The sequence below is a fragment of the Mycobacterium sp. BMJ-28 genome, from assembly GCF_054404835.1.
Window position 1 is genome coordinate 374,885 of record NZ_CM136783.1, and the last position, 24,226, is coordinate 399,110.

Annotated in this window: 28 protein-coding genes; 18 read left to right on the top strand and 10 right to left on the bottom strand. The window is 69.0% G+C overall.

Features of this window, described 5'->3' with window-relative positions; genetic code table 11:
• Positions 1–190: 190 nt before the first annotated feature.
• Positions 191–517: a WhiB family transcriptional regulator gene (locus ACXPWS_RS01850; RefSeq protein WP_458713372.1), complete on the top strand. Its 327-nt coding sequence runs from the start codon at positions 191–193 to the stop codon at positions 515–517.
• A gap of 57 nt (positions 518–574) precedes the next feature.
• On the opposite strand, the gene ACXPWS_RS01855 is transcribed toward ACXPWS_RS01850, so the two are convergent.
• A complete protein-coding gene (locus tag ACXPWS_RS01855; RefSeq protein WP_458710810.1) occupies positions 575–1,708 on the bottom strand; it encodes an ArsA family ATPase in 1,134 nt (377 codons plus the stop codon).
• A gap of 6 nt (positions 1,709–1,714) precedes the next feature.
• On the bottom strand, positions 1,715–2,725 hold the full coding sequence (locus ACXPWS_RS01860) for an ArsA family ATPase (RefSeq protein ID WP_458710811.1): 1,011 nt from the start codon (positions 2,723–2,725) through the stop codon (positions 1,715–1,717).
• A gap of 48 nt (positions 2,726–2,773) precedes the next feature.
• On the opposite strand from ACXPWS_RS01860, the gene ACXPWS_RS01865 reads away from it, so the two are divergent.
• The 3 genes from ACXPWS_RS01865 to ACXPWS_RS01875 are packed head-to-tail and all read left to right on the top strand — an operon-like array spanning position 2,774 to position 4,184.
• Positions 2,774–2,935: a DUF4177 domain-containing protein gene (locus ACXPWS_RS01865; RefSeq protein ID WP_458710812.1), complete on the top strand. Its 162-nt coding sequence runs from the start codon at positions 2,774–2,776 to the stop codon at positions 2,933–2,935.
• Positions 2,932–3,390: a RidA family protein gene (locus tag ACXPWS_RS01870; RefSeq protein ID WP_458710813.1), complete on the top strand. Its 459-nt coding sequence runs from the start codon at positions 2,932–2,934 to the stop codon at positions 3,388–3,390. Before ACXPWS_RS01865 ends, ACXPWS_RS01870 begins: the two co-directional genes overlap by 4 nt.
• Before the next feature lie 23 nt (positions 3,391–3,413).
• On the top strand, positions 3,414–4,184 hold the full coding sequence (locus ACXPWS_RS01875) for an MBL fold metallo-hydrolase (RefSeq protein ID WP_458710814.1): 771 nt from the start codon (positions 3,414–3,416) through the stop codon (positions 4,182–4,184).
• On the opposite strand, the gene crp is transcribed toward ACXPWS_RS01875, so the two are convergent.
• Positions 4,181–4,855 carry a cAMP-activated global transcriptional regulator CRP gene (gene crp / locus ACXPWS_RS01880; protein ID WP_019510750.1) on the bottom strand — a complete coding sequence of 225 codons (675 nt, stop codon included), beginning with the start codon at positions 4,853–4,855 and terminating at the stop codon, positions 4,181–4,183. The genes ACXPWS_RS01875 and crp overlap by 4 nt on opposite strands.
• Positions 4,856–4,990: 135 nt before the next feature.
• Positions 4,991–5,200 (bottom strand): hypothetical protein, encoded by a 210-nt coding sequence (locus ACXPWS_RS01885; RefSeq protein ID WP_458710815.1) that lies wholly within the window; start codon positions 5,198–5,200, stop codon positions 4,991–4,993.
• Between the two features lie 210 nt (positions 5,201–5,410).
• On the opposite strand from ACXPWS_RS01885, the gene nth reads away from it, so the two are divergent.
• The 4 genes from nth to marP are packed head-to-tail and all read left to right on the top strand — an operon-like array spanning position 5,411 to position 8,704.
• Positions 5,411–6,091: an endonuclease III gene (nth, locus tag ACXPWS_RS01890; protein WP_458713373.1), complete on the top strand. Its 681-nt coding sequence runs from the start codon at positions 5,411–5,413 to the stop codon at positions 6,089–6,091.
• The gene (locus tag ACXPWS_RS01895) at positions 6,088–6,735 is read left to right on the top strand and encodes a TlpA family protein disulfide reductase (protein WP_458710816.1); all 648 of its coding nucleotides are present in this window, start codon (positions 6,088–6,090) and stop codon (positions 6,733–6,735) included. The genes nth and ACXPWS_RS01895 overlap by 4 nt, the downstream gene beginning before the upstream one ends.
• On the top strand, positions 6,732–7,517 hold the full coding sequence (locus ACXPWS_RS01900; RefSeq protein ID WP_458710817.1) for an NUDIX hydrolase: 786 nt from the start codon (positions 6,732–6,734) through the stop codon (positions 7,515–7,517). The genes ACXPWS_RS01895 and ACXPWS_RS01900 overlap by 4 nt, the downstream gene beginning before the upstream one ends.
• Positions 7,517–8,704: an acid resistance serine protease MarP gene (gene marP, locus ACXPWS_RS01905; RefSeq protein ID WP_458710818.1), complete on the top strand. Its 1,188-nt coding sequence runs from the start codon at positions 7,517–7,519 to the stop codon at positions 8,702–8,704. The genes ACXPWS_RS01900 and marP overlap by 1 nt, the downstream gene beginning before the upstream one ends.
• On the opposite strand, the gene ACXPWS_RS01910 is transcribed toward marP, so the two are convergent.
• Together ACXPWS_RS01910 and ACXPWS_RS01915 are read right to left on the bottom strand one after the other, a co-directional pair.
• On the bottom strand, positions 8,701–9,681 hold the full coding sequence (locus ACXPWS_RS01910; RefSeq protein ID WP_458710819.1) for an alpha/beta fold hydrolase: 981 nt from the start codon (positions 9,679–9,681) through the stop codon (positions 8,701–8,703). The genes marP and ACXPWS_RS01910 overlap by 4 nt on opposite strands.
• A complete protein-coding gene (locus ACXPWS_RS01915; protein WP_458710820.1) occupies positions 9,682–10,182 on the bottom strand; it encodes a phage holin family protein in 501 nt (166 codons plus the stop codon).
• 83 nt (positions 10,183–10,265) lie between these two features.
• Between ACXPWS_RS01915 and ACXPWS_RS01920 the strand changes: the two genes are divergently transcribed.
• A complete protein-coding gene (locus ACXPWS_RS01920) occupies positions 10,266–10,970 on the top strand; it encodes a S1 family peptidase (RefSeq protein ID WP_458710821.1) in 705 nt (234 codons plus the stop codon).
• Positions 10,971–11,008: 38 nt separating this feature from the next.
• Here ACXPWS_RS01920 and acs read toward each other — a convergent pair whose 3' ends face one another.
• Positions 11,009–12,970, bottom strand: a complete 1,962-nt coding sequence (gene acs, locus ACXPWS_RS01925; protein ID WP_458710822.1) for an acetate--CoA ligase — start codon at positions 12,968–12,970, stop codon at positions 11,009–11,011.
• Between the two features lie 123 nt (positions 12,971–13,093).
• On the opposite strand from acs, the gene ACXPWS_RS01930 reads away from it, so the two are divergent.
• Positions 13,094–13,834 (top strand): Fic family protein, encoded by a 741-nt coding sequence (locus ACXPWS_RS01930; RefSeq protein WP_458710823.1) that lies wholly within the window; start codon positions 13,094–13,096, stop codon positions 13,832–13,834.
• Between the two features lie 404 nt (positions 13,835–14,238).
• Here ACXPWS_RS01930 and ACXPWS_RS01935 read toward each other — a convergent pair whose 3' ends face one another.
• On the bottom strand, positions 14,239–15,105 hold the full coding sequence (locus ACXPWS_RS01935) for an HAD-IB family hydrolase (protein ID WP_458710824.1): 867 nt from the start codon (positions 15,103–15,105) through the stop codon (positions 14,239–14,241).
• 456 nt (positions 15,106–15,561) lie between these two features.
• Here ACXPWS_RS01935 and ssd point away from each other — a divergent pair, with 456 nt between their 5' ends.
• From ssd to ACXPWS_RS01970, 7 genes are read left to right on the top strand one after another with little or no spacing between them, the layout of a single operon-like run.
• Complete coding sequence (gene ssd, locus ACXPWS_RS01940) at positions 15,562–16,596, top strand: septum site-determining protein Ssd (protein ID WP_458713374.1); 1,035 nt, start codon at positions 15,562–15,564, stop codon at positions 16,594–16,596.
• Positions 16,593–17,753, top strand: a complete 1,161-nt coding sequence (locus ACXPWS_RS01945) for a TadA family conjugal transfer-associated ATPase (protein WP_458710825.1) — start codon at positions 16,593–16,595, stop codon at positions 17,751–17,753. The genes ssd and ACXPWS_RS01945 overlap by 4 nt, the downstream gene beginning before the upstream one ends.
• A complete protein-coding gene (locus ACXPWS_RS01950; RefSeq protein WP_458710826.1) occupies positions 17,750–18,529 on the top strand; it encodes a type II secretion system F family protein in 780 nt (259 codons plus the stop codon). The genes ACXPWS_RS01945 and ACXPWS_RS01950 overlap by 4 nt, the downstream gene beginning before the upstream one ends.
• Complete coding sequence (locus tag ACXPWS_RS01955; RefSeq protein ID WP_458710827.1) at positions 18,526–19,083, top strand: type II secretion system F family protein; 558 nt, start codon at positions 18,526–18,528, stop codon at positions 19,081–19,083. The genes ACXPWS_RS01950 and ACXPWS_RS01955 overlap by 4 nt, the downstream gene beginning before the upstream one ends.
• A gap of 27 nt (positions 19,084–19,110) precedes the next feature.
• Positions 19,111–19,314, top strand: coding sequence for a DUF4244 domain-containing protein (locus ACXPWS_RS01960; protein WP_458710828.1), 204 nt, complete (start codon positions 19,111–19,113; stop codon positions 19,312–19,314).
• Between the two features lie 41 nt (positions 19,315–19,355).
• A complete protein-coding gene (locus ACXPWS_RS01965; RefSeq protein ID WP_458710829.1) occupies positions 19,356–19,634 on the top strand; it encodes a TadE family type IV pilus minor pilin in 279 nt (92 codons plus the stop codon).
• A gap of 34 nt (positions 19,635–19,668) precedes the next feature.
• Positions 19,669–19,968, top strand: a complete 300-nt coding sequence (locus tag ACXPWS_RS01970) for an Rv3654c family TadE-like protein (RefSeq protein ID WP_458710830.1) — start codon at positions 19,669–19,671, stop codon at positions 19,966–19,968.
• Here ACXPWS_RS01970 and ACXPWS_RS01975 read toward each other — a convergent pair.
• Both ACXPWS_RS01975 and ACXPWS_RS01980 read right to left on the bottom strand, forming a co-directional pair.
• The gene (locus ACXPWS_RS01975; protein WP_458710831.1) at positions 19,959–21,062 is read right to left on the bottom strand and encodes a PAS domain-containing protein; all 1,104 of its coding nucleotides are present in this window, start codon (positions 21,060–21,062) and stop codon (positions 19,959–19,961) included. The genes ACXPWS_RS01970 and ACXPWS_RS01975 overlap by 10 nt on opposite strands.
• A 286-nt stretch (positions 21,063–21,348) precedes the next feature.
• Positions 21,349–23,691 (bottom strand): DEAD/DEAH box helicase, encoded by a 2,343-nt coding sequence (locus ACXPWS_RS01980; RefSeq protein WP_458713375.1) that lies wholly within the window; start codon positions 23,689–23,691, stop codon positions 21,349–21,351.
• 318 nt (positions 23,692–24,009) lie between these two features.
• Here ACXPWS_RS01980 and ACXPWS_RS01985 point away from each other — a divergent pair, with 318 nt between their 5' ends.
• Entirely contained in the window at positions 24,010–24,213 is a 204-nt protein-coding gene (locus ACXPWS_RS01985) for a cold-shock protein (protein WP_006243848.1), read from the top strand.
• The last annotated feature ends 13 nt before the right edge of the window (positions 24,214–24,226 follow it).

Consider the following 24,226-nt stretch of genomic DNA (forward strand, 5'->3'; position numbering starts at 1 on the left):
CCGGCGGCACGCCCGTCCCAAAAAACCGTGATCTGACTGTTGCGTAAAACCCCTCTGACCACCTAGCTTGGACACACAATGCGATTCAAGTAACACTATTGGTCGTAATGTGGCGCAGATCGCACCTGCGGTCTGGTCAGTCGAAGCGAAAGGGTTGCTGGTGTCAGTTCTCACGACTGCAGTACGCAAAATAGGCACGAGCCCGCAGCCCGGTAGTGCCACACCCAGCGCAGAGGCCGAAGCGCGTATCGCGTGGGTCTCTCAGGCCCGCTGCCGGCAGGCCGACCCGGACGAACTGTTCGTTCGCGGCGCCGCCCAACGCAAGGCCGCCGTGATCTGCAGGCACTGCCCCGTTATCGCCGAATGCGGTGCCGACGCGCTGGACAATCGGGTGGAGTTCGGCGTCTGGGGCGGCATGACCGAGCGTCAGCGCCGCGCCCTGCTCAAACAGCATCCCGAGGTTGTGTCCTGGGCCGAGTTCTTCGCCGCGCAGCGTAAGCACCGCAGCGCCGTCTAAGCCTCTACCCCACCGCATTGCCGTTTACCCCACGAGTCGTGGGGTAAACGCTTCGTTTCAGGCGGACTCGGGCACACCCGTCAGCTGATCGCCGATCGCGCGCAGCGCCTCCAGGTCGGACACGTCGAACGGCAGCGAAGGCACGCCGACGATCGCGACGTGCGGGTTGGCGCCGGTGAACCGGCCCAGCAGCCGCACCTCGCGCTTGGCGGTCGCCGCGCGGGCCGCATGAATTCTCAACACCGCCGCAGTCAGTCCGCCCGCTTCCTGGGCATCCAACTCGTCGGCGGCTTCCTCTGCCTTCTCACCGGCCAGGCTGCTCAGCGTGGGGTGCGTCCGGTTCAGGATCATGCCGGCCAGCGGCATGTGTTCCTGTGAGAGCCGGTCGATGAAGAACGACGCCTCGCGCAGCGCGTCCGGTTCGGCCGCCGACACCACCACGAACTGGGTGCCCCTGCGCTTGAGCAGCTCGTAGGTCTTGTCCGCCTTCTGCCGGAACCCGTCGAAGGTCGCGTCCAGGGCTTGTACGAAACCGGCTGCGTCGGAAAGCATCTGGGACCCGAGCACGGTGGACAGCGCCTTCATCGCCAGCCCTACGGCCCCGGTGACGAGCTTGCCGATGCCGCGGCCGGGAGCCAGCAGCAGCCGCCACAGCCGGCTGTCCATGAAGCTGCCGAGGCGCTTGGGGGCGTCCAGGAAGTCCAGGGCGTTGCGGGACGGCGGGGTGTCCACCACGATGAGATCCCACTTGTCCTCGGCCAGCAGCTGGCCGAGCTTCTCCATGGCCATGTACTCCTGCGTGCCGGCCAGCGACGTCGCGACGGTTTGGTAGAACTGGTTCTCCAGGATGGCCTCCGCGCGGGTGGCGTCGGAGGAGTACTGCAGCACCATCTCGTCGAAGGTGCGGCGCATGTCGAGCATCATGGCGTGCAGTTCACCGGTGAACTCGGGCGCCAGCGGCACCCGCTGCGGGGTGTTGCCCAGGCTCTCGATGCCCAGTGCCTGCGCCAGCCGCCTGGCCGGGTCGATGGTCAGCACCACGACGGTGCGGCCGTATTCGGCGGCGCGCAGCGCCATCGCCGCGGCGGTGGTGGTCTTGCCGACACCGCCTGCGCCACAACACACGACGACACGATTGGACTTGTCGGTCAGGATGGCGCCCAGATCGAGCGCGGGGGGTGTGGTGCTCATCGACTGTTACCTCACGCCCTGTTGTGCGAGTTCTTCGGCCAGTTCGTAGAGGCTGCCCAGGTCCACTCCGTCGGAGATGGTCGGCAGGTCCAGCCGGGTCACATCGAGTTGCTGCAGCTGCTCGGCGCTCTCGGCGCGGGCCGCGATCCGGGTCGCGTGCTGGATGGATTCGGTGAGCAGGCCGGCGAAGTCATTGTCGGACAACGTGATTCCGACCTTGCTCAGACCGGCCCGCACCGCGTCGGCGTCGATGTCACCCTCGGCGGCCTTACTCAGCGCATCGGCGGGCAGATAGTTCGGGATGTTGCGGTTGACGATGACGCTGCCGATCGGCAGCTCCAGGGCGCGCAGCTCGTCGATCGCCTCCAGGGTCTCCTGGACCGGCAGTGCCTCCAGCAGCGTCACCAGATGAATGGCGGTCAGCTTCGAGTGCAGGATCTTGACCACGCCGTCGGCCTGCGAGTGCACCGGGCCGCCCTTTGCCAGTTCCGAGACCGCCTTGGTGACGTCGAGGAACCGGGCGATCCGGCCGGTCGGGGGAGCGTCGACGACGATCGCGTCGTAGCTGTCCGGCTTCTTCTTCTCGTTGCGGACGACGATCTCTTTGATCTTGCCGGTGAGCAGCACGTCGCGCAGGCCCGGCGCGATGGTGGTGGCGAATTCGACCGCCCCGATCCGGCGCATCGCCCGGCCGGCGATGCCCAGGTTGTAGAACATGTCGAGGTACTCCAGAAACGCGGCCTCGGTGTCGATGGCCAGCGCGTTGACCTGACCGCCGCCCTCGGCGGTGGCGATCTTCACCTCTTTGTAGGGCAGCGGCGGCACATCGAAGAGCTGGGCGATGCCCTGACGTCCCTCGACCTCCACCAGCAGTACCTTGCGCCCGCCCGCGGCCAGGGCCAAGGAGAGTGCGGCGGCGATCGTCGATTTTCCGGTACCGCCTTTGCCCGACACGAAATGCAGTCGGGCCTCAGTCAGGCGGGTAGGCCAGCCGACCGGGTTGGGTGCAGGGTCCACCAGTGCATGCTAGCTGTGAGCATCGCGGCTGCGGATAAGCTCTGCTGCATGAGCGAACCGACCCGGTGGGAGTACTCCACCGTCCCCCTGTTGACCCACGCCACCAAGCAGATCCTCGACCAGTGGGGCGCCGACGGGTGGGAGCTGGTGTCGGTGCTGCCCGGCCCCACCGGAGAGCAGCACGTCGCCTACCTGAAGCGGCCCAAGTGAGTTCCTGGACCGACCGACTGGCCGAGCTGGGAATCGAGCTGCCGCCGGTGGTTCCGCCGCTGGCCGCGTATGTGCCCGCGACGCGCACCGGCAACCTCGTCTACACGGCCGGCCAGCTGCCGCTGGTCGGCGGGGAACTGCTCGGCACCGGAAAGGTCGGCGCAGACGTCACCCCGGAACGGGCCAGGGAGCTGGCCCGGGTGTGTGGTCTGAACGCGCTCGCCGCGGTGCACTCACTGGTCGGCCTGGACGCGGTGACCAAAGTGGTCAAGGTGGTCGGATTCGTCTCGTCCGCACCGGGTTTCGCGGGCCAGCCGGGAGTGATCAACGGGGCCTCGGAGCTGTTCGGCGAGATCTTCGGCGATGCCGGGGCACACGCCCGGTCGGCGGTCGGGGTGTCGGAGTTGCCGCGGGACGCGCCGGTCGAGGTGGAGATCATCGTCGAGATCGCGTGAGTCGACATCGCGTGAGAGGTGCAATGACCCATCCCGCGTACGGAGTGCTGCGGCCGGTGACCGAATCGGCCTCCGTGCTGCTGTGCGACAACCCGGGAATCATGACGCTGGACGGCACCAACACCTGGGTGCTGCGCGGTGCGGGTAGTGCCGAGATGGTGATCGTCGACCCCGGCCCCGACGACGCCGAGCACATCGGCCGCCTCGCCGACCTCGGGCCGATCCCGCTGGTGCTGATCAGTCACAAACACGAGGACCACACCGGCGGCATCGACGCCGTCGTGGAACGCACCGGTGCGGTGGTGCGCGCGGTCGGCAGCGGTTTTCTGCGCGGCCTGGGCGGACCCCTCACCGATGGTGAGGTGATCGACGCCGCCGGCGTCCGGATCAAGGTGATGGCCACGCCTGGGCACACCGCGGACTCGCTGTGCTTTCTGATCGACGGCGCCGTGCTCACCGCGGACACCGTGCTGGGCCGCGGCACCACCGTCATCGACAGCGATGACGGCAGCCTCGGCGCGTACCTGGAGTCCTTGCGGCGGCTACGTGGACTGGGGCACCGGCGAGTGTTGCCCGGCCACGGGCCCGACCTCGACGACGTGGAAGCGGTGAGCGCGGCGTACCTGGCGCACCGGGAGGACCGGCTGAATCAGGTGCGCGAAGCACTGCGGGTGCTCGGCGAAGAGGCCACCGCGCGGCAGATCGTCGAGCATGTCTACACCGATGTCGACGAGAAGCTGTGGGATGCGGCCGAAAAGTCGACCCAGGCGCAGCTGGACTATCTGCGGGCTTAGCGGGCCCGCCTGGCGAGCCGCTCGCTGTCGCTGATCAGCACGCTCTTGCCTTCCAGCCGGATCCAGCCGCGGTGGGCGAAATCGGCCAGCGCCTTGTTGACCGTCTCGCGGGAGGCGCCGACCAGCTGGGCGATCTCCTCCTGGGTCAGGTCGTGGGTGACGCGCAGGGCGCCGCCCTCCTGGGTGCCGAAGCGCTGCGCCAGCTGCAGCAGCTGTTTGGCCACCCGGCCCGGGACGTCGGTGAAGATCAGGTCGGCGAGGTTGTTGTTGGTGCGCCGCAGGCGGCGGGCCAGCACGCGCAGCAGCTGCTCGGCGATCTCGGGGCGGTCGGCGATCCAGGCGCGCAGCGCCTCGCGGTCCATCGACACGGCACGCACCTCGGTGATGGTGGTGGCGCTGGAGGTACGGGGCCCGGGGTCGAAGATGGACAGCTCACCGAACATGTCCGACGGACCCATGATGGTCAGCAGGTTTTCCCGGCCGTCGGGCGAGCGGCGGCCGATCTTCACCTTGCCGGACGTGATGATGTACAGCCGGTCACCGGGCTCACCCTCGGCGAACACGGTGTGTCCCCGCGGGAAGTCGACGGGCTGCAGCTGCTTGGTCAGCGCTGCCACCGCGGTGGGTTCGACTCCTTGGAAGATTCCGGCCCTGGCCAGGATCTCGTCCACGTTGCCCCTCTTAAGCTAATTGTTGATATGACACGCGCCGACCAACCGCCGGCTGGTGAGCGAATTCAGTCTAGATGCTGGTCAGTTCGCGACGTGCCAACGCTACACACGATTGGGCTGGCGAGTCGCGGAAAACTACGGATTCAGTCCCGCCGACACATGGATTCGGGTCGGCAGCACTGACGTCGGCGTAATGGCCGGTCGGGGTGCGGGCGCACGGTCCAGCAAAGGTTCTTGGGGACGGGCCTGCGTGGTGTCGAGGTTCAGCCCGGCTTCCAGCCGGTCGAGACCGAAGGTTGCCAACATCAGCAACCCCGGCACGAACGCCACCAGCAACCACGACACGAGTGATGAGTAAACACGGCCAAGGTCTCAGCCAGATCACGGTTTGTCACCGGTCGGCACAGCACTGGACGGCTTTGTATCCCGTCGCTTCGCTTGCCCAGGGCGCGCGTCAGTACGCTGATCCGGGTGACTGTCCGCACCGCCCGGAGCAAATCGGAAACCAAGTGGGACGCCGAGACCCACCTCGGCCTGGTCCGCCGGGCTCGCCGGATGAACCGCACACTGGCGACGGCGTTCCCCCATGTGTACTGCGAATTGGATTTCACCTCACCGCTGGAACTGATCGTGGCGACGATCCTGTCGGCGCAGTGCACCGACAAACGGGTGAACCTGACCACGCCGGCGTTGTTCCAGCGGTACCGCACCGCGCTGGACTACGCCCAGGCCGACCGCACCGAGCTGGAGGAACTGATCCGGCCGACCGGCTTCTACCGGAACAAGGCCAATTCGCTGATCAATCTGGGCCAGCAGTTGGAGTCGCGGTTCGACGGTGAGGTGCCCGGCAACCTGGCGGATTTGGTGACGCTGCCCGGTGTCGGTCGCAAAACCGCGAACGTGGTGCTGGGCAATGCGTTCGACGTCCCCGGCATCACCGTCGACACCCACTTCGGCAGGCTGGTCCGGCGCTGGCGCTGGACGGCCGAGCAGGACCCGGTGAAGGTCGAACACATCGTCGGTGACCTCATCGAACGCCGCGAGTGGACGCTGTTGAGTCATCGCGTCATCTTTCACGGCCGCCGTGTCTGCCACGCCCGGCGCCCGGCGTGCGGGGTCTGTGTGCTGGCCAAGGACTGCCCTTCGTTCGGGGAAGGGCCCACCGACCCGCTGACGGCGGCCGCACTGGTCAAAGGGCCCGAGACCGAGCATCTGCTGGCCCTCGCCGGCCTGTGAGCAGGTCCGCTCGCTGGACCGCAGCGGTACTGATCCTGCTCGCGGCGCTGGGCGTCGCGCTGTGGCGGGAGGTCGGCCCGGACCGCAGCACTCCGTCCGCTCAGCCGCCCGCCGCGCGCGATCACCGCGACGCCGACACTCCTGAGGCGTTGCGTGCTCCCCGCGCGAAGGCGGATCTGCCGCCGTGTCCCACGGGTGTCACCGGCCGGCCGGGCCCGCCCGCACTGACCGGCATCACCCTGGACTGTGCGGGTGACGGAACGCCGGTGGATGTCTCCGCGGCACTGGCCGGGCGGCCGGTGGTGCTGAACCTGTGGGCGTATTGGTGTGGACCCTGTGCCGACGAGCTGCCCGCGATGGCCGAATACCAGCGCCGGATGGGCGCCGCGGTGAGCGTGGTGACCGTCCACCAGGACGAGAACGAGGCGGCCGGTCTGACCCGGATGGCCGAACTCGGGGTGCACCTGCCGATGCTGCAGGACGGCCGCCGCCTGGCCGCCGCCGCACTCAAGGTGCCCAACGTGATGCCTGCCACCGTCGTACTGCGTGCGGACGGTAGCGTGGCCGAAATCCTGCCCCGGCCGTTCGCCGACGCCGACGACATCGCCGCCGCGGTGAACCCATCGATAGGAGTGCCGGGATGAGCACGCTCGGTGCCGGCCGGAACACCGGCCTGAAGCCCGAATCCACCCCGCAGTGGCTACGCCGGCTGGTCGACGATGTCCACCAGGTGCCCGATGCCTACCGGAGCCGGGTCCCCGCCGATGTGCTCGCCGCGATCGCGGACGCCAACAACACGGCGACCCGCTCCGGCACCAAACGTGATGCGGCCGTGCTGGTGTTGTTCTCCGGGCCGCCGGATGCCCCGGCCGGCGTGCTGCCCGAGGACGCCGACCTGCTGGTCACCGTCCGCGCCGCCACGCTGCGCAACCATTCGGGTCAGGCTGCCTTCCCCGGTGGGGCCGCCGATCCCGGCGACGGCGGCCCGGTGGGCACCGCGCTGCGCGAGGCGAGGGAGGAGACCGGGGTGGACACCTCCCGGCTGGCACCGCTGGCGATCCTGGACCGGATGTTCATCCCGCCCTCGGGCTTTCACGTGGTGCCGGTGCTGGCCTACTCGCCGGACCCGGGCCCGGTCGCGGTCGTCGATTCGGCCGAGACGGCGATCGTGGCGCGGGTGCCGCTCCGTGCGTTCATCAATCCGCGGAACCGGCTGATGGTGTACCGGCAGCAGAACACCGCCCGCTTCGCCGGCCCGGCGTTCCTGCTCAACCAGATGCTGGTGTGGGGATTCACCGGCCAGGTGATTTCGGCGATCCTCGATGTCGCGGGCTGGGCCCAACCGTGGGACACCGGCGACGTGCGCGAACTCGACGAGGCAATGGCACTGGTTGGGCGGACCAGCCAGTACGGTGTAGAGCAATAATGACCTCGTCCCAATGGCTTGACCTCGTCATCCTCGCCTTCGCTTTCGTCGCTGCACTGTCGGGTCTGCGCTCCGGCGCCCTCGGCTCGCTGCTGTCACTGGTGGGCGTGGTGCTTGGTGCTGTCGCCGGGGTCCTGCTGGCGCCGCACATCGTCAGTCATATCGACGGCGCACGCACCCGATTGTTCGCGACGCTGTTCTTGATCCTGGCGCTGGTGGTGGTCGGTGAGATCGCCGGCGTGGTGCTCGGCCGCGCGGTGCGCGGGGCCATCCGGAACCGGTTGGTGCGTGGTCTCGATTCGCTTGTCGGCGCGGCACTTCAGCTGGTGGCGGTGCTGCTGGCGGCGTGGCTGCTGGCCGCCCCGCTGACCTCGTCGAGTCAGCCCGGTCTCAGCGCGGCGGTGCGTGGTTCACGGGTTCTGGCCGAGGTGAACGCGATCGCCCCGGAATGGATGCGGCGGGTGCCCACCCGGCTGGCCAACCTGCTGGACACCTCCGGGCTGCCCGACCTGCTCCCGCCGTTCGGCCGCACACCCATCGTCGCCGTCGAAGCGCCCGACGACGCCCTGATCAACTCCGCCACCGTCACCGCCGCTCGGGGCAGCGTGGTGAAGATCCGCGGCGTCGCGCCCAGCTGCCAAAAGGTTTTGGAGGGCAGTGGTTTCGTCATTGCCCCGAACCGGGTGATGTCCAATGCGCACGTGGTGGCCGGTGCCGAGACGGTCACAGTCGAGGTGGACGGCAAGACCTATGACGCCACCGTGGTGTCCTATGACCCCAACGAGGACATCTCGATCCTGGCGGTGCCGAACCTTCCCGCCCAGCCGCTGCTGTTCCACGACGCGGAGGCCAAGCCGGCCACCGACGCCGTGGTGATGGGCTATCCCGGTGGCGGGGAATTCACCGCCACCCCGGCCCGGGTTCGCGAGACCATCGAACTCAACGGCCCCGACATCTATCACACCACCACGGTGAACCGGACCGTCTACACCATCAGAGGCACTGTCAAGCAAGGCAATTCGGGTGGACCGATGATCGACACCGACGGAAAGGTGCTCGGTGTGGTGTTCGGTGCGGCCGTCGACGACGCCGACACCGGGTTCGTGCTGACCGCCGAGGAAGTGCTGCAGCAGCGTCTCAAGGTCGGAAACACCGAACCCGTGCCGACGGGGCGCTGCATCTCCTAGCGCGGACCCACCTGGCCCAGGAAACGCGACAGCTGTGCGTTCACCGCATCCGGGCATTCCTCGTGGGCGAAATGCCCGGCGCCTTCGATCGACGCGTAGTGCCCGTGCGGCGCGTACTGCCGGGTCCGGTGCACCGAGTCGGGCAGCACATAGGGATCGGCCGTCCCGCGCAGATGCAGGACGGGGATCGCCAGCGGCTGTTTCATCGAGCGCATGAACCTGCGGCCCTCGGCGCGCAGCTGACTACGCACCGCCCAGCGCTGGTACTCCAGCGCGCAGTGCGCGGCCCCCGGTATCCTGACGGCCGTGCGCAGGTGCGCGATGGTTTCGGTGAAGTCTTCGGAGACTTGCCATTTCGCGCTCGCGCGGCTGCGGATCAGCCGTTCCAGTTCGGCGCAGTCATGGCGGGTCAGCTCACGCTCGGGCCAGAACGGCAGCTGGTAGCGAAGCATGGTGGGCAGCAGGGCCCGGCCCTGATCGCGCCGGGTCAGCGCCGAGGCGCGCAAGGCCACCGGGTGCGGTGAGCTGACCAGCCCGATGGCCGTCACCGCCCGCGGATGCAGCACCGAGGTGGCCCAGCACACCAGACCGCCGTCGGCGTGGCCGACCAGCGTCGCGGTGCGGTGGCCCAGAGCCCGCACCAGGCCGGCGATGTCCCCGGCCAACGTCCAGCCGTCATAGCCGCGCGGGGGCTTGTCACTGCCGCCGTAACCGCGCAGATCGACCGCGACCACCCGGGCGTTGACCGTCCCCGTCGCTGCGCTCGCCCCGGCCCGCAGCGCGCGCAGCTGATGCCGCCACGACCACCAGAACGAGCCGAAGCCGTGCAGCAGGATCACCAGCGGACGGTCGGCGTGATCGGCCTGCGAGCCGGCGGACTCGGCCTCCACCAAATGGAAGCGGATCCCGTTCGCGTGGACCTGCAGATGACGCCACGGGCCGTCGATGTAGACCACCGACGGATCGGGCGGTTGCATTTACCAGCCCGACGGGTCGGTGGGAGTCGGGCGTGCCACGTCGGTGGTCTTGTCGTGGCCAGGGGTGAGGGCGGCCCGGGTTTCCTTGACCGACTCGATGGTCTGCTGCGGCCCGCGGATCCGGCGCACCTTCAGGTAGCCGAACAGCGCCAGCGCGCCCGTGGTGATCACCATCAGCACGAAGACGATCAGGAACGCGACCCACCGCCACAGCCACTCGTCGAGCAGCTCGGCCATGAAGAAGAAGAAAAAGAAGGTCGAGTAGAACAGCACCACCAGCGCGGCGATGAAGAAGACGCTGCCGGTGAGGCCCTTCTTGACGTCGCGGGTGATCTCGGCCCTGGCCAGCTCGACCTCGGCGCGGACCAGGGTCGACACCTGCGCGGTGGCGTCTTTGACCAGGTCGCCGATCGAGGGATCGGTCTTGGGGGCATGCGGGTCAACGAGCGGAATGGATGCCACAGTGGTCGGCACGCCGTTCTTGGTTTGCCCTGTCGTCATGGGGCTATGGTGCCATGTCGCGTCACGTCCATCGATCCAGCCCGACGATAGGATTGGCGGCGGTCGGCCCGATCGAATAGAGGATGCACTTGAGACACCGCTGGCACAAGACGGCTTACGCGCTTGCCGGGGCCGTCACCGCCTTCGCGGTCATCGCTCTGGCACCGACCGCACATGCCGACGGACCGGTCGACCTCGGGGGCGGATCCGGCATCGTCATCGAAGGCGACACCTATTGCACCCTGACCGCGATCGGCAACGATGCCGCAGGCAAGCTCATCGGCTTCACCTCAGCGCACTGCGGCGGCCCCGGAATGCGGGTCGCCTCCGAGGCGGTGCCCCAGGCCGGGGTGCTGGGCACCATGGTGGCCGGCAACGACGGGCTGGACTACGCGGTGATCGAGTTCGACCCGCAGAAGGTGCACCCGGTGGACACGGTCAACGGATTCCGCATCGACGGCATCGGCCCAGACCCTGGATTCGGCGAGGTGGCCTGCAAACTGGGCCGCACCACCGGGTATTCGTGCGGGGTCACCTGGGGGCCGGGTAAGGATCCCGGCACCATCCTCAACCAGGTGTGCGGGCAGCCCGGCGACTCCGGGGCGCCCGTCACCGTGAACAACCGGCTGGTCGGCATGATCCACGGCGCGTTCACCGAGGACCTGCCGACCTGCGTGGTGAAGTACGTGCCGCTGCACACGCCGGCGGTCACGGTGTCGATCAACGCCGCGCTCGCCGATATCGCCGCCAAGAACCGGCCCGGGACGGGTTTCGTTCCGGTCCCCTGAGTCCGATTCCCCGTCGCTCCGCTCGCCTGGGGCGGGGCCTACTTGCTGGCCCGGATCGCCTCGAACACGCTGGGGTCCACCAGGGTTGAGGTGTCGCCGAGTTCGCGGCCCTCGGCCACATCACGCAGCAGCCGGCGCATGATCTTGCCGCTGCGGGTTTTCGGCAGCTCCGGTACGACGTGGATCTCGCGCGGTTTGGCGATCGGGGAGATCTCGGTGGCCACCTGGGCGCGCAGTTCTTCGACCATGGACTCGGTTCCGCCGTGGGCAGAGGCCTTCAGGATGACGAACGCACAGATGGCCTGGCCGGTGGTTTCGTCGCTGGCACCGACGACCGCGGCCTCGGCGACACCGGAATGGCCGACCAGTGCGGATTCGACCTCGGCGGTGGAGATCCGGTGCCCGGAAATATTCATCACGTCGTCGATGCGGCCCAGTACCCAGATGTTGCCGTCGGCGTCGTAGCGGGCGCCGTCGCCGGCGAAGTACCAGCCCTGCTCGGCGAACCGGGACCAGTAGGTCTCCTTGAAACGCTCGGGGTCGCCCCAGATTCCGCGCAGCATCGCCGGCCACGGCTGATCCAGCACCAGGTAGCCGGTGACGTGTTCGGCCTCATCGGCGCCGGGAACCAGGTCGTTGCCGTCGTCGTCGACGATCTTGGCCGAGATGCCCGGCAGCGGCGTCATCGCCGATCCCGGTTTGGTGGCGGTCACCCCGGGCAGCGGGGAGATCATGATGGCACCGGTCTCGGTCTGCCACCAGGTGTCCACGATCGGAGTCTTGTTGGCGCCGATGGCTTCTCGATACCAGCGCCACGCCTCGGGGTTGATCGGTTCGCCGACCGAACCGAGCAGCCGCAGGCTGGACAGGTCATGGGCCGCCGGAATCTGGCGGCCCAACTTCATGAACGTACGGATCAACGTGGGCGCGGTGTAATAGATTGTCACACCGTACTTTTCGATGACCTCGAAGTGCCGGTGCTCGTTCGGTGAGGTCGGGGTGCCCTCATAGACGACCTGGGTGACGCCGTTGGCCAGTGGGCCGTACACGATATAGGTGTGCCCGGTGACCCAGCCGATATCGGCTGTGCACCAATACACATCGCTGTCGGCCTTGACGTCGAAGACGACTGAGTGGGTGAAGGCGGCCTGGGTCAGGTAGCCACCGGAGGTGTGCACGATGCCCTTGGGCTTACCGGTGGTGCCCGAGGTGTAGAGCAGGAACAGCGGCTGCTCGGAGTCGAAGGCTTCCGGGGTGTGCTGTGCCGAGGCGGAGTCGACGGTTTCGTGCCACCACAGGTCGCGTCCCTGCGTCCAGGCCACGTCGATGCCGGTCCGGCGCACCACCAGCACGTGCTCGACCGACGGTTGCCCGTCGACCGCCTCATCCACGGCATCCTTGAGCGAGGCGGCCTTGCCCCGGCGGTACTGCCCGTCGGTGGTGATCACCAGCTTGGCGGCCGCGTCCTCGATCCGGGCTTTGAGCGCTGAGGCCGAGAAGCCCGCGAACACGACCGAATGCATGACGCCCAGCCGCGCGCAGGCCAGCATCGCCACGATCGCCTCGGGCACCATCGGCATGTAGATGGCAACCCGGTCACCGGCCACCAGGCCGAGGCCGGTCAGCGCGTTGGCGGCCTTGCTCACCTCGTCCTTGAGCTGGGCGTAGGTGATGTCGCGCGCGTCGCCGACCGGCTCGCCCTCCCAGTGGATGGCCACCCGGTCACCGTGGCCGGCCTCGACGTGGCGGTCCACGCAGTTGTAGGCCACGTTGAGCTTGCCGCCGACGAACCACTTCGCGAACGGCGCCTGCGACCAGTCCAGCACCTCGGTGAACGGGGTCGCCCAACTCAACCGTTCGGCCTGGGTGGCCCAGAATCCCAGCCGGTCGGCCGCGGCGTCGTCGTACAACTGGCCGGTGGCATTGGCGTTCGCCGCGAACTCAGCGGGCGGCGGATAGGCGGACGGAACGTCGGCATACGTCAGCGGCGGTGTGGTCATGGTGTGAGCGTAGTCACCGAACGTTGCACCAGTGTTGGAGCGTCACAACGTGCTGCGGGCGGCGGGGCGGTTGCGATGAACGGTCGGAGAATCGGCGCCCAACGGTCGACTAGCGTTATCCCGATGAGCGATCCACTCGCACCACTGGTCGATCTCGAAGGGGTGGCGGCCGCCGGTGAAGAGGCGCGGGAGGCGCTGGGCCGGGCGCACCGGCACCGCACCAATCTGCGGGGCTGGCCGGCCACGGCGGCCGAAGCGTCACTGCGCGCGGCGCGGGCGTCGTCGGTGCTCGACGGCGGCGCGTTGAGCCTGTCCGCGTCCGGCGAGCCGGATCCGGTGCTCGCAGGCGCGTTGCGGGTATCCGAAACGCTGGAGGGCGGGGCCACCGCGCTGGTCGGCGTGTGGAGGCGGGCCCCGCTGCAGGCGCTGGCCCGGCTGCACGCCCTGGCCGCCGCGGACCTGGTCGACGATGATCGGCTCGGCCGCCCGCGGGCCGAGCCGGAGGTGGGGCCGCGGTTGGAACAGCTCGCCGACCTGGTGACGGGCGCCACCTCGGTGCCGGCGTTCGTGCTGGCGGCGGTGGCGCACGGGGAACTGCTGACCCTGGCGCCGTTCGGGGTCGCCGACGGTGTGGTGGCCCGCGCCGTGTCGCGGTTGATCACCATGTCCAGCGGCCTGGATCCACACGGTCTCGGTGTGCCGGAGATGTTCTGGATGAAACAGTCGGGCAACTATCGCGCGGCCGCGCGAGGATTCGCCTCGGGTACGCCGAACGGGTTGGGGGCGTGGCTGGTACTGAGCAGTCAGGCACTGCACGCCGGTGCGCGCGAAGCACTTTCGATCGCACAGGCCCAGCACACATAAAAGCGGGCGGCGCTCCGGTGTCAGACCTGCGTCTGATTCGGCTCGCCGCCCGCTAGCACGGACTCCGGTTACCAAGCGTGCTCTGTGGGTTGCGTGGGTGGCCTCGGCGTTCTTCCGTCGCGCTTCGACTGCGATCCCACCCAAGGGATCGTCGATATCGTCCGCTCTCGCAATTCCGCAGGCCCGCAACACTTTTACCTCTATCGCGGTATGTGCTCCGCGTGGGTGCCGGGTTCCGTGCTGGGGAGCGCGGTTCGGGAGATCACGCCTTCTCTTCTGGCGTGGCCTTGGCCTTACCGTGCTTCCGTGACTCATTTCTACTACGTGACCGCGGTCACATCAAGGGTCAATTGATGCCGATTCCGGATCGTTACTCCGGCGACCACCTACGACCGTGTGTCGTATCAGCGCCCGTGAAATACGAACCGGCGCAATAGGGAATATGTGAGTGCGCCGCCGGCGAGGGCGCTGAGCCCGACCGCGAACGTCGTTGCGACGGCCGCGCCGGACGGCGCGGGCAGTCGGTCCCGCAGCGACACCGGTCGGCTGAAGGTCAGCACCGGCCAGTCGCGGGACGCGGCCTCCTTGCGAAGTCCCCGATCGGGATTGACCACCGACGGATGCCCGACGGCTTCCAGCATCGGCAGGTCGGTGACCGAATCGGAATACGCGTAGCTGTGCTCGAGGGCGTAACCCTCCCGGGCGGCGAGTTCCCGGATGGCCTCCACCTTGCCCTCGCCGTAGCAGTAGAACGCGACCTCGCCGGTGTACTTGCCGTCCTCGACGACCATCCGGGTGGCCATGGCATGGGTGGCGCCCAGTGCGCGGGCGATCGGCGCCACGATCTCCTCGCCGGAGGCCGACACCACGACGACGTCCCGCCCGCACAGTTTGTGGTCGGCGATCAGGTTGGCGGCTTCGGCGAAGACCAGCGGATCGACGATCTCGTGCAAGGTCTCGCCGACCACCGAGCGCACCTGCTCGACATCCCAGCCGGTGCACATATCGGTCAGGTACGTCCGCATTCGATTCATCTGTTCGTGGTCGGCGCCCGACATCAGAAAAAGAAACTGCGCGTAAGTCGACTTCAGTACCGCGCGCCGGTTGAGCAGCCCTTGATCGAAGAATGGTTTGCTGAATGCCAGCGTGCTCGACTTTGCGATCACGGTCTTGTCGAGGTCGAAGAACGCCGCCGTACGGATCGGTTGCCCGGATTCGGCGCGGCCATCGGCGGCAGCGGGCGTGTCGTCGGCCCGGTCGGATACCGTCACGGACCCCAGCATAGGCGCGCACTGCCGGACGCTTCTCCCATAGCTGGGAAAGTGGCAGCTCAGGCGCGGTGTCGTCGGCCGCTGGGTTTTCCGTAACCGGGTGCTCTCACAGGCAAGCTCAACTTGCGCCACCTGCCAACCTCGTGTGTATAGTGAGCATTACTCGGCTTATGCCGGGTGTGGATCAGCCCGACCCCCCGGGGCTGATACACGACGACCTCCGCCTCCTCCCCCCCTGGCGGGGGTCGTCCCTTTTCTGGGGGTAGGCACACCGGCCCGCCGAGGCAAGCAAATCGCCCGAGCGTTGCGGAATGTCATTCTCACTGGTCCGTTCGGACCGGATTGATCCACAGTTGGCGATCCATCCACAGATGTTCGTGCACCCTCTGGCGCGTGTTCGCCATCTGTTCGCACAGTGGGTGGGTGACCACTTCCACCACGACCTCGGTACTGGCGATGCTCGGCGACGGCCCGCTGCATGACGACGCCGATCGCGTGGCCGCGGCGGCCGGGGTGCGTGTCGTGCACGTCTGTGAACCGTCCAGTCGCGCGGTGTGGGCCGGCGCTTCGGTGGTGCTCCTGGACAGTGCCGCCGCCGCCCGGTGCGTGGCGCGGGAACTGCCGCGCCGGGACGGGGTGCTGTTGTTGTCGCCCGAGGTGACAGGCGCGGATTGGGAGTCCGCGGTCGCGGTCGGCGCCGAACGGGTGCTGCAGCTGCCCGGCCAGGACGGCGAGTTGGTGGCCGCGCTGGCCGCGGCACCGGGCGGCAGGGGTGCGGGTCCGCGGCCCGGGCCGGCGGTCGCCGTCCTGGGTGGTGCCGGTGGTGCGGGCGCCTCGCTGTTGGCGGCCGCCATTGCGCAGACCGCCGGCCGATCGCTGTTGATCGATGCCGATCCGTGGGGAGGCGGCCTGGATCTGGCCATGGGCAGTGAAGACGAACCGGGGCTGCGCTGGCCCGACCTGACATTGCGCGATGGCCGGCTGAGCTACGACGCGCTGCGGGACGCGCTTCCGAACCGGCGCGGTGTCACCGTGCTGTCGGGTGGACGGGCCGGCACCGAGATCGCGGCCGGACCCCTCGCCTCGGTCATCGACGCGGGTCGGCACGCGGGCGTGACGGTGGTGTGCGACGTACCGCGACAGGCCAATTCGGTCACCGAAACGGCGCTGCGGGCCGCCGATCTGGTCGTGCTGATCACGCCCGCCGATGTCCGGTCCACGGCGGCGGCCGCGGTGGCCGGCGGCTGGGCCGGCACCGTCAACCCCAATGTCGGTCTGGTGGTGCGCGGCCCTTCCCCCGGCGGCCTGCGGGCCGGCGACGTGGCGCGGACCGTGGGTGTGCCGCTGCTGGCCTCGATGCGCCCGCAGCCCGGGCTGGCCGGCGCCCTGGAGCGTGGCGGGCTTCGGGTCAGGGCCAGATCTCCCCTCGCGGTGGCGGCCGCGCGGGTGCTGGCCGTACTGCAGCAGCCGCGCGTGGCGGTGCCGGGATGACGGCGTCGTTGATCGACCGGGTCCGTGAGCGGCTGGCCGCCGAGTCCGTTCCGCTGCGCCCGGCCGTCGTGGCCGCCGCCATCCGCGCCGAATCCGGGGGGCTGCTCGGGGACACCGATGTGCTCGCCACCATGCGCACGCTGCAGACCGAGCTGACCGGCGCCGGTCTGCTCGATCCCCTGCTTCGCCTGCCCGGCACCACCGACGTGTTGGTCACCGCACCCGATGCGGTATGGGTGGACAGCGGAAACGGGTTGTGCCGCAGTGAGATACGCTTCCCTGACGAGCCTGCGGTGCGGCGGCTCGCCCAGCGGCTGGCACTGGCAGCGGGCCGCCGGCTGGACGAGAACCAACCCTGGGTGGACGGCACCCTCACCTGTCTGGGACAGGACCCGGTGCGTCTGCACGCCGTGCTGCCGCCGGTCGCGGTCGCAGGCACCTGCCTGTCGCTGCGGGTACTGCGCCCGGCAAGCCAGGACCTCCATGCCCTCATCGGCGCCGGCGCGATCGCCGCTCCTGCGGCACGGCTGCTGGAGCAGATCCTGTCCGCCCGGCTGGCCTTCCTGGTCTCGGGCGGCACCGGTGCGGGCAAGACCACGCTGCTGGCGGCGCTGCTGGGTGCGGTGGATCCGGCCGAGCGCATCGTCTGCGTGGAAGACGCCGCGGAACTCGCACCCCGGCACCCGCATCTGGTCAAGCTGGTGGCGCGCGGGGCCAACGTCGAAGGTGTCGGTGAGGTGACGGTCCGCGATCTGGTCCGCCAGGCCCTGCGGATGCGGCCCGACCGGATCGTGGTCGGCGAGGTCCGCGGTGCCGAGGTGATCGACCTGCTGTCCGCGCTGAACACCGGCCATGACGGGGGAGCGGGCACCGTGCATGCCAACAGCCCCGCGGAGGTGCCTGCCCGGTTGGAGGCGCTGGCCGGCTCCGGAGGGCTGAGTCGGATGGCGCTGCACAGCCAACTCGCGGCGGCGGTACAAGTGGTGTTGCACGTCCGCCGGGAACCGTCGGCGGGCCGCCGGCTCACCGAGATCGCCGTACTGAACCGCGGTGCCGATGAGCGGGTGCGGGCGGACACCGTGTGGCATGCCGATGACGGATTCGGTTCTGGCGCAGCCTCACTGACTCAGATGTTGGACGGCAGGTGTCACCGATGATCGCCGCGGTCCTGCTGCTGGCGACCGCGCTGCTCGTCATACCGTCCGCACCGCGGCAGCGGCTGGGCCTGCCGGACCGGCGGCGCTCCGGCCGGACGCCGGCCGTGTCGTGCGCGGGGGCCGCCGTCGTGGTGGCCGCGGTGCTGCTGCCCCTGGGTACCGCCGTCGCGGCCGGGGTGATCGCCGCCACCGTGTACGCCCGCCGGCGGCGGGCCGGACGTCGTGCCCGCCAGCGATCCGAAGCGGTGGCACTGCGTGATGCGCTGGACGTCCTGGTGGGCGAACTGCGGGTGGGTGCCCACCCCGTGGTGGCCTTCGAGGTGGCCGCACGGGAAGTCGACGGTCAGGTGGCCGACGCTCTGCACGGCGTGGCCGCGCGCGGACAACTCGGCGCCGACGTCGCCGCCGGGTTGCGGGTGGCCGGACAAGCCTGCACGCTGCCCGGGCACTGGGAGCGCCTCGCGGTGTGCTGGCAGCTGGCCCAGGCTCACGGCCTGGCCATCGCCACGTTGATGCGCGCCGCCCAGCGCGACATCATCGAGCGCGAGCGCTTCTCGGCCGCACTGGACGCGGGCCTGGCCGGCGCCCGGGCCACCGCCACCATTCTGGCCGGGATGCCGGTCCTCGGTGTCGCGCTGGGGCAACTGATCGGTGCCGATCCGCTGCGATTCCTGATGTCGGGCGGCGCCGGTGGTTGGCTGTTGGTGATCGGCGTGAGTTTGTGCTGCCTCGGATTGTGGTGGTCCGACCGGATCGCCTCGGGGGTGCGGCAGTGATCTGGTCCGCTCTGCTTCTGGCTGCTGCCGTGCTCGTCGGCACCGGCCCCGTCCGGGCCAGGAGCACACCCGCCGTCGTGAAACCGCGCCCGATACCCGCGGATCCGCTGGCGCCGGCATCCTGCTTCGACGTCCTGTCGGCCTGCCTGGTCGCGGGTATGGCCACGCCGGCCGCGGCCGCGGCGGCCGCCGCGCTCGCACCGGCGGGGCTGGCCGAGCGGCTGACCCGTGCGGCGCAATTGCTCGCGCTGGGTGCCGACCCGGTCAAGGCATGGGGTCAGGCGGAATCGAGCGCCGACGCGCACGGGACCGCACTGGCCCGGATGGCCAGGCGCTCAGCGGAATCCGGTGCGGCGTTGGCCCAGGGCGCCGCCGAACTGGCCGACCAGGTGCGCAGCGAGGCGGGCGCGGCCGCCGAAGCCGCCGCCGGACGTGCGTCGGTACTCATCGCCGGCCCACTGGGTCTGTGCTTCCTGCCCGCGTTCATCTGCCTGGGGGTGGTGCCGGTGGTCGCCGGGCTGGCCGATCGCGTCCTCGGTGCGGGCTTGCTGTGAAAATCACGTCGATCGAGAGGAAAAGTAATGGTGCGAAACATGATTCGAAGTGTTCAGGGGAAGCTCATGGTGGTGGTCGCCGACGAGTCCGGCATGTCCACCGTCGAATACGCCATCGGCACGATCGCCGCGGCCGCCTTCGGCGCCATCTTGTACTCGGTGGTGACCGGCGATTCCATCGTCACCGCACTGTCCAACATCATCACCCGGGCGCTGAACACCAATGTCTGAGCGGGGATGACGGCGCGGTCACCGTCGAGGCCGCGTTCGCGGTGGCCACCCTGGCGGCGGTGCTGGTCTTCTGTGCGGCCGGGCTCACGGCCCTGGCCATGCAGCTGCGGTGTGTCGACGCGGCCAGGGAGGCGGCCCGGCTGGCCGCCCGTGGTGCCGACGGCGCCGCGGCCGCCGAACGGGTCGGCCCGGCCGGCGCGGTGCTGGACCTGCGGCGCGACGGTGGCTTCATCATCGCCAGGGTCAGCGCGAAATCGCCGTTGCTGCCCGGCCTCACCCTCGCCGCCGAGGCGGTCGCGGCGGCCGAACCCGGTCAGTGACGATCGCGGGGCGGCCACCCTGATCGCCGCGGCGATGGTGGGTGTGCTGGTCGCCATCACGATGGGCTTGGCGGTGCTGGGGTCGGCCGTCATCGCCCGGCACCGGGCGCAGGCGGCCGCCGACCTGGCGGCCCACGCCGCGGCCACCGGGTTGGCTGCCGGACGGCAATTTGCCTGCGCGCAGGCCGCATCGGTGGCGACCGCGATGGGTACGGCACTGTCGAGCTGCGCCGTCGATGGACTGGACGCGGTGGTCGCCGTGGAGGCGGACACCGGGGTGCGGCACTGGCGAGCCAGGGCGTGGGCGCGGGCCGGCCCGGCGGATCAATCGTGAGATTGCGCCGAATGCCCCAACCGGAGCAGCGATTTCAGACTGGGCCGGGAACCGTGGTCCGGTTCGTCGGCCACCACCGCGCCCTGCTCGGCGGCCGCAAGCTCTTCGTCGGTGGGCAGCCGCAACGCCAGCAACGCGGCGATGGTGTTCTCGTCCAGTTCGACGCGGGTGGCCGTCACGTGGATCGGGGTGTAGCCGCCGCCATGGGCCCGCAACCCCAGCACGCGGGCCGTCGGACCGACCGCGAATTCCTGTGCCATCGAAAGGATCTGATGTTCGTCGTCCGGGTCGAGCATCGGCGCGTCCGCTTCGCCGGCACGCCAGTCGTAGAACGGACACGGCTCGTCCAGCCACTTGAGCAGCCGCCAGCTGTTCAGATCCACCACGGCGCGGTGCACACCGGGCACCGCCAGCCCGTTGAGGATGCGCTGGGCCAGGTCGTCGGGCCGCACCGACGGCTCCTCGCGTTCGGCGCGCCAGTTCATCGACCGGCAGATCAGCCGCTCGGTGCCGTCGTCCTGAGCCTCCAGAACGGCGCGGGCCACGAATCCGACGGCGATCGGCCGGCCCTGATAGTCGGTGACGTTCCAGGTGCTGCACATGACATGACCGGGCTTGGCCCGCACCACCATCGACAGCACCCGGGACTCGTCGGGGTTGAGTGCCCGCGCGGGCAAATCCTCGGCGAACGCGCGGCCGTGGGTGGCCTCCCTGGATGCGTCGCGCCCACTGATGGTCAGCGATTCCGGCGTGTCGGTCGCCACCCCGGAATCCAGATCCCACTTGAGCGGGCCGATCATCGGCCGTTCCGGTGCGTCGATATCCGGCGGACCGATCCACAGTTGCACCCCGTGGATGACCCCATCGGACATCCGTACCACGTCGGTGCGGATCACGCGGTCGTGTTTGGAGGTGATGCTGGTCAGCGGTTGACCCCCGCGAACCGTCTCGCCGATCGCGGACTGGATGGCCATCAGGTGCGGATTCCGTCGGTGATAGGTGCTGATCGGAACGAGGTTCTTGGTGCGGGACCCCTGCGCGACGACGGCGGGCTCGTCTCCGAGCGTCTCCACGAGCAGCCAGTCGTGGTCCATGCAGAGCAGTTTAGCTGGCGGCGACCACCGCGCTCGCTGTTTGCGACAGCTACGAAATCCGTCGCTTTTGGCTGATCCAACCCGCCGAATTGGGATTCGCGCCGGATCGCTGGGCCCGGGAGAAGTTGCGTGTGCGCTGGTAGAAGGGTATTTTACGGCGACGATCGGATTGATCGGGGTGGGAAACGAATCGCGTTTTCTGACCGTTTGTCGCAGTGTCACGGTGCTCGGTGTACCGGCGCAGGTACGCCGGACGAACAACAGGCGATTGTCGAGGGGTGAATCGTCACTGTTCGTGGCGGGCCAGTACGCCGAGCACCAGGCGCAGCACCTTGATCGCGCCGGCCTTGTCCAGCGGGTCATTTCCGTTGCCGCACTTGGGTGACTGCACGCAGGACGGGCACCCCGATGGGCATTCACACGCCTCGATCGCCGCCGCCGTGGCACCCCACCAGGTGCTGAATCGGCGGAATCCGCGGTCGGCGAATCCCGCGCCGCCGGGGTAGCCGTCGTAGACGAAGATGGTGGGAAGCCCGGCTAGATCTCCGGGGCCGGGCCCGACCGCCGTGGACACCCCGCCGATATCCCCGCGATCGCAACTGGCCACCAGCGGCAGCAGCCCGATCGCCGCGTGCTCGGCCGCATGTAGCGATCCGGGCACCTGCAACATCTCGATGCCGTTGTCGGCCAACAACTCCGGTGGCATGGTGCACATCACCGCGACGGTGTCCAGGGTGCGTGACGGCATCTCCAGCTCGACGAAATCGATGACCTCGCCGTCCACCCGGCGGCGCAGGTAGCCCGTCACCGTGTTGGTGACCGACACCGGCACAAGGCCAATGGTGACCTGCCCGAACGTGTTCCGTTCGCCGTAACCCGTCACCTGGATGTCGGTGACCTCGCGCGCGGAGGTGGTGTAGCCGGGATCCTCGGCGTGGACGAACGCGATGCCGTCCTCGAAATCGAGCGAATCGACCAGATACGTCTCGCCCTGGTGCAGATAGACCGCGCCCGGATGAACCGCGGCGGGCGCCTGCCCGGTGCCGGTGGTACCCAGCATCCGGCCGGTGCCGTCCTCCAGGATGGCGATCTGTCCGCCGGAGCCGCCGCGGATGTCGACGCCGTGGTGCGGGTCGACACCGGGGGTGGGGAAGTACCCGCTCGGTCTGCGTCGCAGCAACCCGTCGTCGACCAGTTCGCCGGCCACCGCCTCGGCATTCCAGGCTCGCACCTCGGCGTCGGTGACCGGCAGTTCGGCGGCCGCGCACAGCAATTGCGGGCCCAGCACATGCGGATTGGCCGGATCGATCACCACCCGTTCGATCGGTTTGTCCAGCAGGGCCGCCGGATGGTGCACCAGATAGGTGTCCAGCGGGTCGTCCCTGGCGATCAGCACGATCAGCGCACTCTGTCCCCGTCGCCCGGACCGGCCGGCCTGCTGCCAGAACGAGGTGACCGTACCGGGGAAGCCCGCCATCACCACCGCATCCAGGCCGGCGATATCCACGCCGAGTTCCAGCGCGTTGGTGGTGGCCAGCCCACGCAGATCCCCCTCGGACAGTGCGTGTTCGAGTCTTCTGCGGTCCTCGGGCAGATACCCGGCCCGGTAGGAGGCCACCTGCCCGGCGATCTGCGGCGCGATGTCCTCCAGCCGGGCCCGCGCGCCCAGTGCGGTGAGTTCGGCGCCCCGCCGGGACCGCACGAAGGTGAGGGTGCGGGCACCCTCGGCCATCAGGTCGGCCATCACCCGGGACGCCTCGGCGCCCGCGGACCGCCGCACCGGGGCGCCGTTCTCGCCGACCAGATCGCCCAGCAGCGCCGGTTCCCACAGTGCGACGGTGCGCCCACCCTGTGGGGAGCCGTCCTCGGTCACCGCGGCCACGGTCTGTCCGATCAGTTCGGCGGCGGTCTCGCCGGGCAGCGCCGTCGTCGCGCTGGCGAAGATGACGGTGGGCGATCCGGAATACCGCTCACACAACCGCAGCAGCCGGCGCAGCACCATCGCCACGTTCGATCCGAAGATCCCGCGGTAGTAGTGGCATTCGTCGACCACGATGTAGCGGAGATTGCGCAGGAACACCGCCCAGCGGGCATGGTTGCGCAGCAGCGAGAGGTGGATCATGTCGGGATTGGAGAAGATCCACCGGGACCGTTCCCTGGCGAACCGGCGCATCTCGGTGGTGGCGTCGCCGTCATAGGCGCTCGGGGCGACATCGTCGGTGCTCACCGCGGCCGTGGTGAGGGCCTGCGCGGCGCGCAACTGGTCGTGGCCCAGCGCCTTGGTCGGTGACAGGTACAGCGCCCTGGCCCTCGGGTCGGCCGACATCGCGGCGAGAATCGGCAGCTGGTAGGCCAGCGACTTGCCCGACGCCGTGCCCGTCGCCAGCACCACGTGGCGGCCCTGATGGGCCAGCTCCGCCGCGGCCAGCTGATGCGACCACAGGCCGGTGATCCCGCGCTCGGCGTACGCCGCGATCACCTCGGCCGGCGCCCACACCGGCCACGGGCGGGTCTGTGCCCGGCGTGGGGGCAGATCGGCGACGTGGCGAAGCGGATGTTCGTCCGGCGCAGTGCCATCGAGCGCCCGGGCCAGTAGTTCGCGCCCGAATTGCGACCCCGATCCGGCCACCGAACCGCTCACCTGCTTCCTTTCTCAAATTCCGGGGGGATTCCGCAGAGATTCCCCTGAAGTGTCCCCAGGTGAATTGTTAACTACAGGATCGTGGCGACACTGTCGCAGACGGCCCGAACATGATTGACTTATCGCGGTCGCAGCTTCTGTGTTCGTGTACTCGCACTCGCAGGATCGTCGTTGCGATCGCGGTTCCTGCGAGGGTTGTGAGTCGGGTCAAGTTCCGACGACTCCACGAAGGATTGGCGGTCGGAACGGGCCCGGTACACCGGAAGTCGGTGAACCGCACCCGGTAAGAGAAGGAATGTACGGAAAATGCCACAGGGAACTGTGAAGTGGTTCAACGCGGAGAAGGGCTTCGGCTTCATTGCCCCCGAGGACGGCTCCGCCGACGTTTTCGTCCACTACACGGAGATTCAGGGGTCGGGCTTCCGCACCCTGGAGGAGAACCAGAAGGTTGAGTTCGAGGTCGGCCAGAGCCCCAAGGGTCCGCAGGCCACCGGCGTTCGCGCAGTCTGAGCCAGACAGTCCG